At 69.4% G+C, this 14,881-nt stretch carries 16 protein-coding genes; 3 read left to right on the forward strand and 13 right to left on the reverse strand.

Annotated features, from left to right (window positions below; translation table 11 throughout):
- Positions 1 to 11: 11 nt before the first annotated feature.
- Positions 12 to 584: a cob(I)yrinic acid a,c-diamide adenosyltransferase gene (locus ACMTAK_RS17785; protein ID WP_413807138.1), complete on the forward strand. Its 573-nt coding sequence runs from the start codon at positions 12 to 14 to the stop codon at positions 582 to 584.
- A 94-nt stretch (positions 585 to 678) separates the two neighbouring features.
- Here ACMTAK_RS17785 and ACMTAK_RS17790 read toward each other — a convergent pair whose 3' ends face one another.
- Positions 679 to 1,230, reverse strand: coding sequence for a hypothetical protein (locus ACMTAK_RS17790; protein WP_413807139.1), 552 nt, complete (start codon positions 1,228 to 1,230; stop codon positions 679 to 681).
- Between the two features lie 171 nt (positions 1,231 to 1,401).
- Between ACMTAK_RS17790 and ACMTAK_RS17795 the strand changes: the two genes are divergently transcribed.
- Together ACMTAK_RS17795 and ACMTAK_RS17800 are read left to right on the forward strand one after the other, a co-directional pair.
- Positions 1,402 to 2,631: a sensor histidine kinase gene (locus ACMTAK_RS17795; protein WP_413807140.1), complete on the forward strand. Its 1,230-nt coding sequence runs from the start codon at positions 1,402 to 1,404 to the stop codon at positions 2,629 to 2,631.
- 48 nt (positions 2,632 to 2,679) lie between these two features.
- Entirely contained in the window at positions 2,680 to 3,369 is a 690-nt protein-coding gene (locus ACMTAK_RS17800) for a response regulator (RefSeq protein ID WP_413807141.1), read from the forward strand.
- 94 nt (positions 3,370 to 3,463) lie between these two features.
- Here ACMTAK_RS17800 and ACMTAK_RS17805 read toward each other — a convergent pair whose 3' ends face one another.
- From ACMTAK_RS17805 to ACMTAK_RS17860, 12 genes are all read right to left on the reverse strand, one after another.
- Positions 3,464 to 3,913, reverse strand: coding sequence for a DUF2550 domain-containing protein (locus ACMTAK_RS17805; protein ID WP_198276172.1), 450 nt, complete (start codon positions 3,911 to 3,913; stop codon positions 3,464 to 3,466).
- Positions 3,914 to 4,034: 121 nt separating this feature from the next.
- Positions 4,035 to 4,412 (reverse strand): F0F1 ATP synthase subunit epsilon, encoded by a 378-nt coding sequence (locus ACMTAK_RS17810; protein ID WP_037951023.1) that lies wholly within the window; start codon positions 4,410 to 4,412, stop codon positions 4,035 to 4,037.
- A 111-nt stretch (positions 4,413 to 4,523) separates the two neighbouring features.
- Positions 4,524 to 5,969 (reverse strand): F0F1 ATP synthase subunit beta, encoded by a 1,446-nt coding sequence (gene atpD, locus ACMTAK_RS17815; RefSeq protein WP_210946219.1) that lies wholly within the window; start codon positions 5,967 to 5,969, stop codon positions 4,524 to 4,526.
- A 4-nt stretch (positions 5,970 to 5,973) separates the two neighbouring features.
- The gene (locus tag ACMTAK_RS17820; protein ID WP_413807142.1) at positions 5,974 to 6,888 is read right to left on the reverse strand and encodes a F0F1 ATP synthase subunit gamma; all 915 of its coding nucleotides are present in this window, start codon (positions 6,886 to 6,888) and stop codon (positions 5,974 to 5,976) included.
- 4 nt (positions 6,889 to 6,892) lie between these two features.
- Positions 6,893 to 8,464 carry a F0F1 ATP synthase subunit alpha gene (gene atpA / locus ACMTAK_RS17825; protein WP_413807143.1) on the reverse strand — a complete coding sequence of 524 codons (1,572 nt, stop codon included), beginning with the start codon at positions 8,462 to 8,464 and terminating at the stop codon, positions 6,893 to 6,895.
- An 89-nt stretch (positions 8,465 to 8,553) separates the two neighbouring features.
- The gene (locus tag ACMTAK_RS17830; RefSeq protein WP_413807144.1) at positions 8,554 to 9,369 is read right to left on the reverse strand and encodes a F0F1 ATP synthase subunit delta; all 816 of its coding nucleotides are present in this window, start codon (positions 9,367 to 9,369) and stop codon (positions 8,554 to 8,556) included.
- Positions 9,366 to 9,929 (reverse strand): F0F1 ATP synthase subunit B, encoded by a 564-nt coding sequence (locus ACMTAK_RS17835; RefSeq protein ID WP_037951034.1) that lies wholly within the window; start codon positions 9,927 to 9,929, stop codon positions 9,366 to 9,368. The genes ACMTAK_RS17830 and ACMTAK_RS17835 overlap by 4 nt, the downstream gene beginning before the upstream one ends.
- A 38-nt stretch (positions 9,930 to 9,967) precedes the next feature.
- Complete coding sequence (gene atpE / locus ACMTAK_RS17840) at positions 9,968 to 10,210, reverse strand: ATP synthase F0 subunit C (protein WP_037951036.1); 243 nt, start codon at positions 10,208 to 10,210, stop codon at positions 9,968 to 9,970.
- Between the two features lie 77 nt (positions 10,211 to 10,287).
- Positions 10,288 to 11,097, reverse strand: coding sequence for a F0F1 ATP synthase subunit A (gene atpB, locus ACMTAK_RS17845; RefSeq protein WP_201851282.1), 810 nt, complete (start codon positions 11,095 to 11,097; stop codon positions 10,288 to 10,290).
- A gap of 264 nt (positions 11,098 to 11,361) precedes the next feature.
- Positions 11,362 to 11,817, reverse strand: coding sequence for a hypothetical protein (locus tag ACMTAK_RS17850; RefSeq protein WP_020868410.1), 456 nt, complete (start codon positions 11,815 to 11,817; stop codon positions 11,362 to 11,364).
- 301 nt (positions 11,818 to 12,118) lie between these two features.
- Entirely contained in the window at positions 12,119 to 13,513 is a 1,395-nt protein-coding gene (locus ACMTAK_RS17855) for an MraY family glycosyltransferase (protein WP_413807145.1), read from the reverse strand.
- A 75-nt stretch (positions 13,514 to 13,588) separates the two neighbouring features.
- Positions 13,589 to 14,878 (reverse strand): serine hydroxymethyltransferase, encoded by a 1,290-nt coding sequence (locus ACMTAK_RS17860; RefSeq protein ID WP_413807146.1) that lies wholly within the window; start codon positions 14,876 to 14,878, stop codon positions 13,589 to 13,591.
- Between the last annotated feature and the right edge of the window lie 3 nt (positions 14,879 to 14,881).

The raw sequence follows: 14,881 nt of genomic DNA on the forward strand, positions 1-14,881 counted from the left end.
GGCTCGGAGCCATGGTCAATCTCACCCGCATCTATACGCGTACCGGCGACACGGGCTCCACCGCCCTCGGCGATATGAGCCGCACCGCCAAGACCGATTCGCGGATCGGCGCGTACGCCGACGCCAACGAGGCGAACGCCGCGATCGGGGTGGCCATCGCACTGGGCCAACTGCCCGCCGAGATCGTCAAGGTGCTGGTCCGCGTCCAGAACGACCTGTTCGACGTGGGCGCGGACCTGTGCACACCGGTGGTGGAGGACCCGGCCCATCCGCCGCTGCGCGTGGCCCAGAGCTATATCGACAAGCTGGAGGCGGACTGCGACCGCTTCCTGGAGGGGCTGGAGAAGCTGCGCAGCTTCATCCTCCCGGGCGGCACCCCGGGCGCGGCGCTGCTGCACCAGGCGTGCACCGTGGCCCGCCGCGCCGAGCGCTCCACCTGGGCGGCGCTCACCGAGCACGGGGACTCGATGAACGCGCTCACCGCCACCTATCTCAACCGGCTCTCGGATCTGCTGTTCATCCTGGCCCGCTCGGCCAACAAGGAGGTCGGCGACGTCCTGTGGGTCCCGGGCGAGAACCGCTGAAAAACCACGGGCCCCGCCGGCCCGGCCGCGCGTGGCGCGTCGCCGGGGCCGACGGGGCGGGGCGGGGCCCGGCGTCGTCTGCCCGTTACGGGGGTCAGCGGGCAGACGACGCGGAGCGCTCCCGCTTCGGAAAGAGCGTGTAGCTGAGCGCGATGAGCACGTTGATGCCGATCAGGAACAGCATCTTCTGCTGCCAGTCGCGCAGCGAGCCGATCTCGCCGTCGTCACCGACGTACCAGATCGCGCCCTGGAGCAGTGCGATGGCGATGACCGCGGCCAGTACCCAGCGACCGGCGGTCTTCCACTCGTGCAGCGTGCGCGCCGCACCGTACTTCGCGGGCTTGACCGGCGGCGGCCCGCCGAAGAAGCGATGGGCCACGCGGGCGTCGACCCATTTGATCGTCGAATGGCCGAGCGCGGCCGAATAGCCGATGTAGACCGCGGCGAGGCCGTGCTTCCAGTCCGGCTCGGCGCCGTTCCTCAAGTCGATCACGGTCGTCACGAACAGCACCAGCTCCAGCAGCGGTTCGCACAGCAGCACCACGGTGCTCGCCTTCGGCATCTTCGCCACGTAGCGCAGCAGAAGGCCGAGGGCCAACAGCACCCAGAAGCCGACCTCACAGGCGATGATCAGCGCGACAACCACGATGTTTCCTCTCTCACTCTGCCCTTGGCCCCAAGCCTCCCCGTCGATCGGGCCGCGCGCGTCGTCGGCGGCGATGAGTCCCGACTGCATCCTTCGATGTACGCCGCCGCGCGGCGGGCCCGGCCCCAAGGGGGAGGTCCGCCCGGCGCGCCACATGGTGTGATGGGTGCCATGCCGTCCCGTCCCCACCTCCCACGCCCACACCGGCATGACGTCCTGATCGGTCTTGGCGGACTGCTCGGCGGGGTCCTGATGTGGGCGCTGGGGCTGCACAACTATCCGTCGTACTACGGCACGCCCCGGTGGCTGGGGCTGGTCACGCTGCTCGTGGTCTCGGCGGCCGAACTGGTGCGGCGCTCCAGGCCCCTCATCGGGCTGGGCGTGGGGACCGCCGCGCTCGCCGTCGACGTCCTCAGCGGCGGGCTGGCCGCGACGATGCTGATGTACACCGATCTGGTCTACGCGGCCGTCATGTATTCCGGCGCCACCGCCGCCCAGCGCATCCCCCGGATCTGCTGGCTCGTCACGGGGCTGGTGACCGTGGTGCCGCTGGCCGTCTACAACGACCCCCTGGCACTGCTGGCCGGAGCGTTCGTCGGAGTCCTCGTCGTCACCCCGGCGTGGACCGGGACGGTGATCCGCAACCACCGCGAGGAGGCCCAGGCCGCCCGTCTGGAGGCCGAACGCGTCGCGCTGCTGGCCGAGTTGGACCGGCGGGAGGCGGTGGCCTCCGAGCGCTCCCGGATGGCGCGCGAACTCCACGACATGGTGGCCAACCACCTCTCGGCCATCGCCATCCACTCCAGCGCCGCCCTGTCCCTGAAGGACCCCGCCGCGACCGACGAGGCGCTCGGCGTCATCCGGGAGAACAGCGTGCGCGGCCTGGCCGAGATGCGCCGGCTGATCGGGCTGCTGCGGGACCCCGGGGAGACCTCGGAACCGGCCGCCATCTCCACCCTCGACGCGCTCGACACCCTGCTGGAGCAAGCCCGCACCAACGCCCGCCCCGGCGGCCAGGACATCGTCCTGTGCGACGAGCGGCCGGACGGCGCCGCCCCGCTGCCCGCCCCGGTCGAGCTCGCCGCGTACCGCATCGTCCAGGAGTCGCTCACCAACGCCCTCAAGCATGCCGCGCCCGGCCGGGTGGACGTCACGCTGGCGCACCGCGCGGACGGCCCCCTCGAGGTCAGCGTCATCAGCCCGTACGGCGACCGCGAGGGCCCCCGGGCGCCCGGCTCCGGCACCGGGCTGATCGGGATGCGCGAGCGGGTGTCCCTGCTCGGCGGCACCCTCGACGCCGGTCCGGTCTCCGGGCCCGAGGGCAAGGTGTGGCGGGTGCGAGCCGCGCTGCCGCTGGACGACGAGAGCGCCCAGAGCATGAGCGCTCAGCGTGTGCCATGACCCTTCGGCTCAGCGTGTGCCATGACCCTTCTACGACCAGGAGCCGCCGTGACCCCGCCCGCCCCGCCCGCCCGCTCCGTGTCCAAGCCGATCCGGGTACTGGTCGCCGAGGACCAGGGCTCGGTCCGCTCCGGGCTGGTGCTGATCCTGCGGTCCGCCCCCGATGTCGAGGTGGTGGGCGAGGCGGTGGACGGCCTCCAGGCGGTCGAGATGGCGCGGGCGCTGCGCCCCGACGTGGTGCTCATGGACGTCCAGATGCCCCGGCTGGACGGGGTCTCCGCCACCCGCCAGGTGGTCGACGAGCAGCTGGCGGACGTGCTGGTGCTGACCACCTTCGACCTGGACGAGTACGTCTTCGGGGCGCTGCGCGCGGGCGCCGCCGGGTTTCTGCTCAAGGACAGCGAGGCGGCCGATCTGATCGAGGCGGTCCGTACGGTGGGGCGCGGCGAGGGCATGATCGCCACCGCGGTCACCCGCCGTCTGATCGCGGAGTTCGCCCGGCCCCAGGCCGTCCCCTCCCCCACCACGCCCGGCCCCGAGGTGCTCGCCACGCTCACCCCGAGGGAGCGGGAGGTGCTGGCCTGTCTGGGGCAGGGGCTGTCGAACGCGCAGATCGCGGAGCGGCTCACGATGGCGGAGGCGACGGTGAAGACGCACGTCAGCCGACTGCTGAACAAGCTGGAGCTGCGCAGCCGGGTCCAGGCCGCGGTACTGGCCCAGGAACTGGGCGTGCGCTAGGGCCCTTCTGGCGGATCTCCGCCGCGTGGGCGCGACCGGCCACGACGGCGCGGCAGACGATCGACGGCAGATCAGGGCGGGTCCAACGAAAGCTTCAGGCCACGTTGACGCGCTGGCCGGGGGGCGCGGCCTCCAGCCAGGCCAGAAATCCGGTCAGGGCGTCATCGCTCATGGCCAGTTCCAGCCGGGTGCCACCGTGCCGGCAGGCGAGCACCACCGCGTCGGAGAGCAGCGCCAGCTCCTCCTCGCCCTTGGGGGTACGCCGCTCCAGCACCTCGATCGAGGCGCGCTCCAGGATCCGCCGGGGCCTGGGCGCGTAGGAGAAGACCCGGAACCATTCGACGCGGTCACCGTTGTAGCGGGCGACGCCGTACACCCAGCCCTTGCCGCTGGGTTCGGATTCGCTTGGCGGTGGATCCCAGCGCAGCGAACAGTCGAAGGTTCCGCCGGACCGCTGGATCAGCCGCCGCCGGAGACCGAAGACGAAGAGTCCCACCACCACCAGCGCGACGACCACGCCGCCCACAAGCAGAGCGAGGACCATCTTCACCGACCTCCTCGCGTCATCCGGAAAAACCGCACCTGCATCGCCTCAGCCGCGGACCCGCTGAAGGGGAGCTCCAGCGAGGTCCGCGGCTGAGGTTTTCCGACCGTACGTGACAGGCTCAGTGCGCTCCCGCCACCGCGCGCAGCCGGACGTCGGCGCGCCGCTCGGCGGCGGCATCCGCCTCCGACTTGGCACGCTCCAGCGCCCGCTCCGCGCGCTTCACATCGATTTCGTCGGACAGCTCAGCGACCTCGGCCAGCAGTGAGAGCTTGTCGTCCGAGAACGAGATGAACCCACCGTGCACCGCGGCCACGACCGTCCCGCCGTCGACCGAACGGATGGTCACCGGGCCGGACTCCAGCACACCGAGCAACGGCTGGTGGCCGGGCATGACGCCGATGTCACCCGATGTGGTGCGCGCGATGACCAAGGTGGCCGCACCGGACCAGACACTACGGTCCGCCGCGACCATCTCGACGTGCAGCTCAGCAGCCAACGTGGCTCCTCGGGTCTCTCCCTGCCGGGTCGGGCAGGGCTTTCGTCAAAGAATAACGGGCGTACGGAGAGGGGCGGGACCGGGCCCACCCCTCTCGCGGAGCTACCGGGCTCAGGAGACGCCCAGCTCCTTGGCCTTGGCCTTGAGGTCGTCCAGGCCACCGCACATGAAGAAGGCCTGCTCGGGGAAGTGGTCGAACTCACCGTCGGCGATCGCGTTGAACGCGGCGATGGACTCGTCCAGCGGCACGTCCGATCCGTCGAGACCGGTGAACTGCTTCGCCGCGTGGGTGTTCTGCGACAGGAAGCGCTCGATACGACGGGCGCGGAAGACGGTGAGCTTGTCCTCCTCGCCGAGCTCGTCGATGCCCAGGATGTTGATGATGTCCTGGAGGTCCTTGTACTTCTGCAGGATCGACTTCACGCGCGAGGCGCAGTCGTAGTGGTCCTGCGAGATGTAGCGCGGGTCCAGGATCCGGGACGTCGAGTCCAGCGGGTCCACCGCCGGGTAGATGCCCTTCTCCGAGATCGGCCGGGAGAGCACCGTGGTCGCGTCGAGGTGCGCGAAGGTGGTCGCCGGGGCCGGGTCGGTCAGGTCGTCCGCGGGGACGTAGATCGCCTGCATCGAGGTGATCGAGTGACCGCGGGTCGAGGTGATGCGCTCCTGGAGGATGCCCATCTCGTCGGCCAGGTTCGGCTGGTAGCCCACCGCGGAGGGCATCCGGCCGAGCAGGGTCGAGACCTCGGAACCGGCCTGGGTGAAGCGGAAGATGTTGTCGATGAAGAACAGCACGTCCTGCTTCTGCACATCGCGGAAGTACTCCGCCATGGTCAGACCGGCCAGGGCGACGCGGAGACGGGTGCCCGGGGGCTCGTCCATCTGGCCGAAGACCAGCGCGGTCTGCGGGAGCACGCCGGACTCGGCCATCTCCTCGATCAGGTCGTTGCCCTCACGGGTGCGCTCACCGACACCGGCGAACACGGAAACGCCCTCGTGCAGCTTGGCCACACGCATGATCATTTCCTGGATGAGGACGGTCTTGCCGACGCCCGCGCCGCCGAACAGGCCGATCTTGCCGCCCTTGACGTACGGGGTCAGCAGGTCGACGACCTTCAGACCGGTCTCGAACATCTCGGTCTTGGACTCGAGCTGGTCGAACGCCGGGGCCTTGCGGTGGATGGACCAGCGCTCGGTGACCTCGGACTCGGCCTCGGGCTCGTTGAGGATCTTGCCCAGGGTGTTGAACACCCGGCCCTTGGTGACATCGCCGACCGGCACCGTGATGCCGTCGCCGGTGTCGGTCACCGCGGCCTGGCGGACCAGACCGTCGGTGGGCTCCATGGAGATGGCGCGGACCAGACCCTCGCCCAGGTGCTGGGCGACCTCGAGGGTCAGGATCTTCTTCGCACCCTCCTGCGCCGGGTCGGCGACCTCAACGGTCAGCGCGTTGTAGATTTCCGGCATCGCGTCGACGGGGAACTCCACGTCGACGACCGGGCCGATGACCCGCGCGACGCGGCCGGCGGCCACAGCGGTTGGCTCAACAGTGGTGGTCATAGTGTCAGTCACTCCCCGCGGAGGCGTCGGCCAGAGCACTCGCGCCACCGACGATCTCGCTGATTTCCTGGGTGATGTCGGCCTGGCGGGCCGCGTTGGCAAGCCGCGTGAGCGACTTGATGAGCTCTTCGGCGTTGTCGGTCGCCGACTTCATCGCCCGCCGGGTGGCCGCGTGCTTGGAGGCGGCGGCCTGGAGCAGGGCGTTGTAGATACGGGCCTCGACATACCGGGGCAGCAGGGCGTCCAGGACGTCCTCGGACGACGGCTCGAAGTCGAAGAGCGGGAGGATCTCGCCCTTCCTCTCCTGCTCCTCCGCCTTCTCCTGAAGGCTGAGCGGCAGCAGCCGGTCCTTGACCGGGGTCTGCGTCAGCATCGAGACGAACTCGGTGAAGACGATGTGCAGCTCGTCCACGCCGCCCTCGGCCGTGTCCTTGAGGACGGCCTCGATCAGCGGGCCCGCGATCTTCTTGGCGTCCGCGTAGGTGGGGTTGTCGGTGAAGCCACTCCACGACTCCGTGACCTTGCGCTCACGGAAGGAGTAGTACGCCACGCCCTTGCGGCCGACGATGTAGGCGTCGACCTCCTTGCCCTCACGGGTGAGCCGCTCGGTGAGCTCCTCGGCCGCCTTGATCACGTTGGAGGAGTAGCCGCCCGCGAGACCCCGGTCGCTCGTGATGAGCAGGACCGCGGCACGGGTCGGGTTGTCGCTCTCCGTGGTCAGCGCGTGCTGGGTGGTGGAGCCCTTGGCGACCGCGCCCACCGCCCGGGTGAGCTCGGTGGCGTACGGAGTCGACGCGGCCACCTGGCGCTGCGCCTTGACGACGCGCGAGGCGGCGATCATCTCCATCGCCCTGGTGATCTTCTTGGTCGCGGAGACGGACTTGATCCGCCTCTTGTAGACCCTCAGCTGGGCACCCATGCGCTCAGTCCTCGCCCAGCAGCTTGCCGCCCGAGGTCTCGAACTGCCGCTTGAAGGAGTCCACGGCCTCGCCCAGCGCCTGAATCGTGTCGTCGGACATCTTGCCGCCCTCGACGATGCTGGTCAGCAGCGACTTGTGCTCACGGTGGAGGTAGTCGAGCAGCTCCCGCTCGAAGCGGCGGATGTCCTCGACCGGGACATCGTCCATCTTGCCGGTGGTGCCGGACCAGATGGAGACGATCTCGTCCTCGGTGGAGAACGGGGCGTACTGCCCCTGCTTCAGCAGCTCGACCATGCGCGCACCGCGCTCCAGCGACGCCTTGGAGGCCGCGTCCAGGTCCGAGCCGAAGGCGGCGAACGCCTCGAGCTCGCGGTACTGGGCGAGGTCCACCCGGAGGCGGCCGGAGACCTGGCGCATGGCCCGGTGCTGGGCGGATCCACCGACGCGGGAGACCGAGATACCGACGTTCAGGGCCGGGCGCTGTCCGGCGTTGAACAGGTCGGACTCCAGGAAGCACTGGCCGTCGGTGATGGAGATGACGTTGGTCGGGATGAACGCCGACACGTCGTTCGCCTTGGTCTCGACGATCGGCAGACCGGTCATCGAACCGGAGCCCATCTCGTCGGAGAGCTTGGCGCAGCGCTCCAGCAGCCGGGAGTGCAGGTAGAAGACGTCACCCGGGTAGGCCTCACGGCCCGGCGGACGGCGCAGCAGCAGGGACACCGCGCGGTAGGCGTCGGCCTGCTTGGACAGGTCATCGAAGACGATCAGGACGTGCTTGCCCTGGTACATCCAGTGCTGGCCGATGGCCGAGCCGGTGTAGGGGGCCAGGTACTTGAAGCCCGCCGGGTCGGACGCCGGGGCGGCGACGATCGTCGTGTACTCCAGGGCGCCGGCCTCCTCCAGCGCGCCGCGCACGGACGCGATGGTGGAGCCCTTCTGGCCGATGGCGACGTAGATGCAGCGGACCTGCTTCTTCGGGTCGCCGGAGCGCCAGTTGTCGCGCTGGTTGATGATCGTGTCGACGCACAGCGCGGTCTTGCCGGTCTGCCGGTCGCCGATGATCAGCTGACGCTGGCCACGGCCGATCGGGGTCATCGCGTCGACGGCCTTGTAGCCGGTCTCCATCGGCTCGTGCACCGACTTGCGGTCCATGACCGTGGGGGCCTGCAGTTCGAGGGCGCGGCGGCCCTCGGTCTCGATCTCGCCGAGGCCGTCGATCGGGTTGCCCAGCGGGTCGACGACGCGGCCGAGGTAGCCCTCGCCGACGGCTACCGAGAGGACCTCGCCGGTGCGGTGCACCTGCTGGCCCTCCTCGATGCCACTGAACTCGCCGAGGACAACGGCACCGATCTCGCGCTCCTCGAGGTTGAGGGCGAGGCCGAGGGTGCCGTCCTCGAACTTCAGCAGTTCGTTCGCCATGGCCGAGGGAAGACCCTCGACCTTCGCGATGCCGTCGCCGGCAACGCTGACCGTACCGACCTCCTCGCGCGAGGCCGCGTCCGGCTTGTACGCCTGGACAAAGTTCTCCAGCGCGTCCCGGATCTCCTCCGGCCGGATCGTGAGCTCCGCCATCTGGGTTCCCTGCTCTCCTTGTTGGGCCCGAAGTGTTTGACTACGGCCCAACTCGGGCCGCTTACATGCTTGTTGAGTTGGTGGCTGCGTCAGCCGGCCATCCGCCGGGTCGCCTCTTCGAGGCGGTCCGCGATGGTCCCGTTGATGACCTCGTCGCCGATGCGCACCGAGATCCCGCCGAGGACCTCGGGGTCCACATCGAGGTTCAGGTGCATCTTCCGTCCGTACAGCTTCCCCAGTGCGTCACCGAGCCGCTGCTTCTGCCGGTCGCTGAGCGGCACCGCGGAGGTGACGACCGCGACCGTACGGTCCCGGCGCGCCGCCGCCAGCTTGGACAGCTCGTCGAGACCCGCCTCCAGGCTACGACCCCGCGGATGGGTCACCATGCGGATCACCAGCCGCTCGGTCCGCTGGTCGGCGCGGCCGCCGAGCAGCTCGCCGACCAGCCCGGACTTGGCGGAGACGCTCGCGCGCCGGTCGGTGAGCGCACCGCGCAGCTCGGACGAGGAGGAGACGATCCGGCCGAACCGGAACAGCTCGTCCTCCACGTCGTCGAGGGTGCCGGCCCGCTCGGCCGCGACCAGGTCGGCGGCGCTGGCCAGCTCCTCGAGCGAGTCCACCAGGTCGCGCGAGCGCGACCAGCGGGACCGGACCAGGCCGGAGACCAGGTCGATGGTCTCGCCGCCGACCTGCCCGCCCAGCACCCGCGCGGCCAGCTCGGCCTTGGCCTCGCCGGGCTGCGCCGGGTCGGTGAGGACCCGGCGCAGCGAGACCTCGCGGTCGAGCAGCGCGGTGACGGCGGCCAGCTCATCGGCGAGCTTCGTCGCGTCGACGGCGGTGTTGTCCGTCAGTGCGTCGAAGCGCTCGCGCGCGGCTGCCAGTGCCTCCCGGCTCGCTCCGTTCATCGGCCGGCCTCGGCCTTCGATCCATCGGTCGCCTTCGCCTCGAGCTCGTCGAGGAACCGGTCGATGGTGCGGCTCTGCCGGGCCACGTCCTCGAGCGACTCACCGACGATCCGGCCGGCCAGGTCGGTGGCGAGCCTGCCCACGTCCTGGCGCAGGGTCTGAGCGGCCTGCTTGCGATCGGCCTCGATCTGCGAGTGACCGGCCGCGATGATCTCCTCACGCTGCCGCTGGCCCTCCGCGCGCATCTCGGCGATGAGCGCGGCGCCCTGCTCCTGCGCCTCCTGGCGCAGTCGCGCGGCCTCGTGACGGGCGTCGGCGAGCTGGGCTCGGTAGTCCTCGAGGACCTGCTGGGCTTCGGCCTGAGTGGCCTCGGCCTTCTCCATGCCGCCCTCGATCGCCTCGCGGCGCTCCTCCAGAACCCGGTTGATGTTCGGGAGGAGCTTCTTGGCGAGGAAGATGAAGACGATGGCAAAGGCGATCAGGCCGATGACCAGCTCCGGGATCGGCGGGATGAGGGGGTTCTCACTCTCCTCAGCCGCCACCTGTACCAGGGCGTTCACATCAGTGCCTTCCGTCTGTCGTGGTTAAAGCGGTCCGTTCAGGACTTGAAAAGGAAGCCCATGACGATACCGATCAGCGCGAGCGCCTCACAGAAGGCGAAGCCCATGATCTGGTTGGCGCGGATCAGGCCGGCCGCCTCGGGCTGACGGGCCAGGGCCTGGGTGCCGTTACCGAAGATGATGCCGACGCCGACGCCGGGGCCGATGGCGGCGAGACCGTAACCGATCGAACCGAGGTTGCCGGTGATGCCGTCGGCGGCGAGGGTCTGGAGAGCGGACATGCCGGTTCTTCCTTTGCGTTTCATGGGCCGGTGGGGGTTGGCCACCGGACGTCTGATGGTCTGGGAGGCAGGTGTGCTCAGTGGTGCTCGGCGAGCGCGCCCTGAACGTAGTTGCAGGCCAAGAGCACGAAGACGTACGCCTGGACAGCCTGGATGAAGAGCTCGAAGGCGGTCAGCAGAATCGTCATCACGAAGGACGCGCCCGCGTAGGCGATCCCGATGCCGTTCAGCAGGTACCAGGAGCCGATGGTGAACATCAGCAGCAGCAGGTGGCCGGCGAACATGTTGGCGAAGAGCCGGACCGCGTGGGTGAAGGGCCGGATGATCACGTTCGAGAAGAACTCGATCACGACGATCATCGGCAGGATCGCGCCGAGCTCCTTGTCGTAGCCGGTGATGTTCTTCCAGCCGCCGACGAAGCCGTGCTTCTTGAAGGTCAGGTACATCCAGAGGACGTAGACGATGGCGGCGAGACCGGCCGGGAAGGCGATGATCGACGTCACCGGGAACTGGGCGACCGGGATGATCGACCACAGGTTCATGATCCACACGAAGAAGAACAGCGAGACCATGAGAGGGACGTACTTCTCGCCCTCCTTCTTCCCGAGGGCCTCGTAGACCAGCCCGCGGCGCACGAAGTCGTAACCGGCCTCGCCCACCATCTGCAGCTTGCCGGGGACCACCTTGGCCCGGCCGAACGCGGCCCAGAAGAACCAGACAATGACGACGGTGCCCACCAGGGCGAGCAGCATCGGCTTGTTGAAGTCGAATCCGCCGACCGAGAAGAGCGGCTCGAACTTGAACGAATGGAGTCCGGGTGCCGGGAAGCCGCACCCGTCGAAGATGTGGCAGTTCGTCTCGAAGGCGAGCGTCTGGTCAGAACTCACCGCGAGCTCCTTCAGCGTGGCGCATGGGTACGGCAACCTCGTTGTGTCGGCGCGGCACGCGGCCACGGAACGGCACTGGACTGGTCTTACGAATGTGGGGGCGGCTGATCGGCGCGTGGCCGAGTGGTATGTCGGGCATCAGCTGCATGGGCCGCCGATTCCGTCCCGTGGATTCCGGGGGTTCCGCTACCTGCGCCCGCTGTGCCTCAGATGGCACCGGACGATAGCAGGTGAGCGCAGATGCTCTTATCCCGGCCCTACTTCTCACGGCGTGGACCCGGCGGGAGCGGACTTCTTCGCCCCCCCGGGCTTGCGTTCGTCCTCGGCTTCCGGCTCCACATAGAGGATCTTGGCCTTCATGTGTGCACGGGTCTGTGCGCCGACCCACACCAGGGTCGCGGCGAGCAGTGCGAGGGCGAACGCCTTGACGTTGAACAGCGTGGTGTCCTGGAACACCGCGAGCACGACCGCCACCAGCAGGAACTCGGTCATGAAGAGGACCATGCCCATGGCCTGGAACAGATGGGGCAGGTGCTTCGCCGTGCGCTCCAGCACGATCAGCCCGGAAGCCATCACCACCACGGCGACGAATGTGCCGAAGCCCGCGCCGATCGCCCCCTTGCCTCCTGCGAGCACAGAACCGACGGCGACGGCGACCACACCGGCGATGGCTGTGGGCACGGCGCAACTCAGGAGCGTTCTGGCGTCGTTGGACTGCATGAAGGGTTTCTCCGGCAAGTGTCGGAAGCAACGATTCGTCGTGGACGAGCGTATCCCCGGGGACAGAGGGGACCTCACGAGGAAGAGCCGTCGCCCTACGGCCCCTCGGGTCTAGCACCGGGTTTAGTGAACGGTATCACAAACTATTTGATGAGGTCTTTACCCACCGAGTGTGCTGCACGTCACACGGGAGAGTTATGAGGTGTGTACCGTGCTGACGCCGCCCTGTGATCTTCGGCGCTCTCGCCGGACCCTTTGACCCGGGCGATGACTGGGGACATCGCGGCGATGACTGGGGAGATTACTGGGGTGTTCCGATGCGCCGGCGGTGGGTGAAGCGGGACCGGTCACCGATCGCGGTGGCGCCGTTCACACCGTTCGCCCCGTTGCTCGCACCGCCGTTCAGCCCGGAGCCCACCGGCTCGGGCTTGACCAGGTCCGGCTCCGAGGCGGCGGACCCGGCACCGGCCGTGGCCGCCACGGGCTCGGCGGGCGCCTCGGCGCCCTGCTCGGCGCGGGCGATGCGGTTGGCGCGGCGATAGCGCGGCGGAACGAACGCCTCCGCCCAGCGCGGAACGCGCGGGGTGAACCGCGGCAGCAGCAACAGCACCAGCCCGACCCCGCTCAGCGCCACGATCGCCAGCACGAACCACACACCGGCCGAGTTCACCGAGTACGCCACGGCGCCGAAGGCGATCAGCGCCGACCAGAAGTACATGATCAGGACGGCCCGGCTGTGCGAGTGGCCGATCTCCAGCAGCCGGTGGTGCAGATGGCCGCGGTCGGCGGCGAACGGCGACTGACCCCGCCAGGTGCGCCGGACGATCGCCAGCACCAGGTCGGCGAAGGGCACCGCGATGACGGTCAGCGGCAGCAGCAGCGGGATGTAGACCGGGACGGTGGCGTGCACCGCGGCCTGCTCGGACCCCTCGAACAGCTTCATCGCGTCCGGGTCCACCTGGCCGGTGATGGAGATGGCGCCCGCCGCCAGAACCAGCCCGATCAGCATCGAGCCCGAGTCGCCCATGAAGATCCGCGCGGGGTGGGCGTTGTGCGGCAGGAAGCCCAGGCACATCCCCATGAGGACGGCGGCGAACAGGGTGGCGGGCGCGGCCGCCTCCAGGCCGTAGCCGTACCAGATGCGGTACGCGTACATGAAGAACGCCGCGGCGGCGATGCACACCATCCCGGACGCCAAACCATCGAGCCCGTCGACGAAGTTGACCGCGTTGATGGTGATGACGACCAGCGCGACGGTGAGCAGCGTGCCCTGCCAGGGCGTCAGCGAGACCGGTCCCACACCGGGCACCGGAAGCCACAGGATGGTCAGACCCTGGAGCACCATCACACCGGCGGCGATCATCTGGCCGCCCAGCTTGATCAGCGCGTCCACGCCCCACTTGTCGTCCAGCACCCCGAGCAGCCAGATCAGCCCGGCGCCGGACAGCAGCGCCCGTGGCTCGTTGGAGACCTCGAAGACGTCCTTGAGGTTGGTCAGGTGGGCGGCGACCAGCAGCCCCGCGCACAACCCGCCGAACATGGCGATGCCGCCGAGCCGTGGCGTGGGCTCACGGTGCACATCACGGGCGCGGATCTCGGGCATCGCACCGGCCGCGATGGCGAATTTCCGCACCGGCCCGGTCAGCAGATAGGTGACCGCGGCCGTGATGCACAGAGTCAGCAGGTATTCACGCACAGGCTGCCCCAGAGGTATCGCTGGCCATCACAGCCCCACACCCTATGCGTGTCCGACGCCTCGCGGTGAACGTACTTACAGACGTCCTACACCTTCGGATGGTTGCATGATTCGGCCGTCGTCCGGATAGGGCGGAAATCTCCCCGCCAGATCCGCCACCTTTTCCCGTACCACGCCCTCGTCCCGCAACGCGGTTCCCATGAGATTGGCTATGCGCTCCATTTCCGGAGCTCCCATTCCCTGGGTGGTCACCGCGGCGGTGCCCAGCCGCAGTCCCTTGACGCATCCCCGGGGCTCGGTGGCGGACGCCAGCGCGCAGGTGTCCAGGACGATCCCGGCGGCCGCGCAGCGGCCCTTCGCGGTGCGTCCGTCCAGGCCCAGCGGGGCCGGATCGGCGGTGATCATATGGGTGTCGGTGCCGCCCGTGGCGACCGCCAGACCCTCCCCGACCAGGGCGTCCGCCAGCACCCGGGCATTGGCCACCACCCGCCGCGCATAGGCGGTGAAGGCGGGCGCCGCGGCCTCGCCGAACGCCACCGCCTTGGCCGCGACGGTGTGCATCTGGGCCCCGCCCTGGGTGAACGGGAACACCGCCCGGTCCACCCGCTCGGCGAGTTCCGCACCGCACAGCAGCATTCCGCCGCGCGGCCCGCGCAGCACCTTGTGTGTCGTTGCGCACACCACGTCCGCGTACGGCACCGGGGAGGGCGCCACCTTTCCCGCCACCAGGCCGATCGAATGGGCGGCGTCGGCGATGAGATACGCGCCCACCTCGTCCGCGACGGCACGGAAGGCGGCGTAGTCCAGATGGCGGGGATAGGAGATCGACCCGCAGACGATCGCCTTCGGGCGATGGGCGTGGGCGAGCCCGCGCAGCTGCTCGTAGTCGATCAGCCCGGTCGCCGGATCGACGCCGTAGCCGATGAAGTCGAACCAGCGGCCGGAGAAATTGGCGGGCGAGCCATGGGTGAGATGGCCGCCGTGCGGCAGCGCCATCGCCAGCACCGTGTCCCCGGGCCGCAGCAGCGCGGCGTAGGCGGCCAGCACCGCGGAGGACCCCGAATGCGGCTGCACATTGGCGTGCTCGGCGCCGAACAGCGCCTTCGCCCGGTCCTGGGCCACCCGCTCGGCGATGTCCACGATCTCGCAGCCGCCGTGGTGGCGGGCGCCGGGATAGCCCTCGGCGTACTTGTTGGCCAGCGGTGAGGCGAGCGCCGCCAGCACGGCCGGCGAGACGTAGTTCTCGGCCGCGATCAGCTGGAGTCCGCCGGAGACGCGGTCGATCTCGCTCAGGATGATTCCCGCCAGCTCCGGGTCCTGGCGGGCGAGGCCCCCGAAATCGGGGCCCCAGGGGGTGACGGCCATGGC

This window comes from Streptomyces lacaronensis (assembly GCF_047337785.1).
Taxonomy (GTDB): Bacteria; Actinomycetota; Actinomycetes; order Streptomycetales; family Streptomycetaceae; genus Streptomyces; species Streptomyces lycopersici.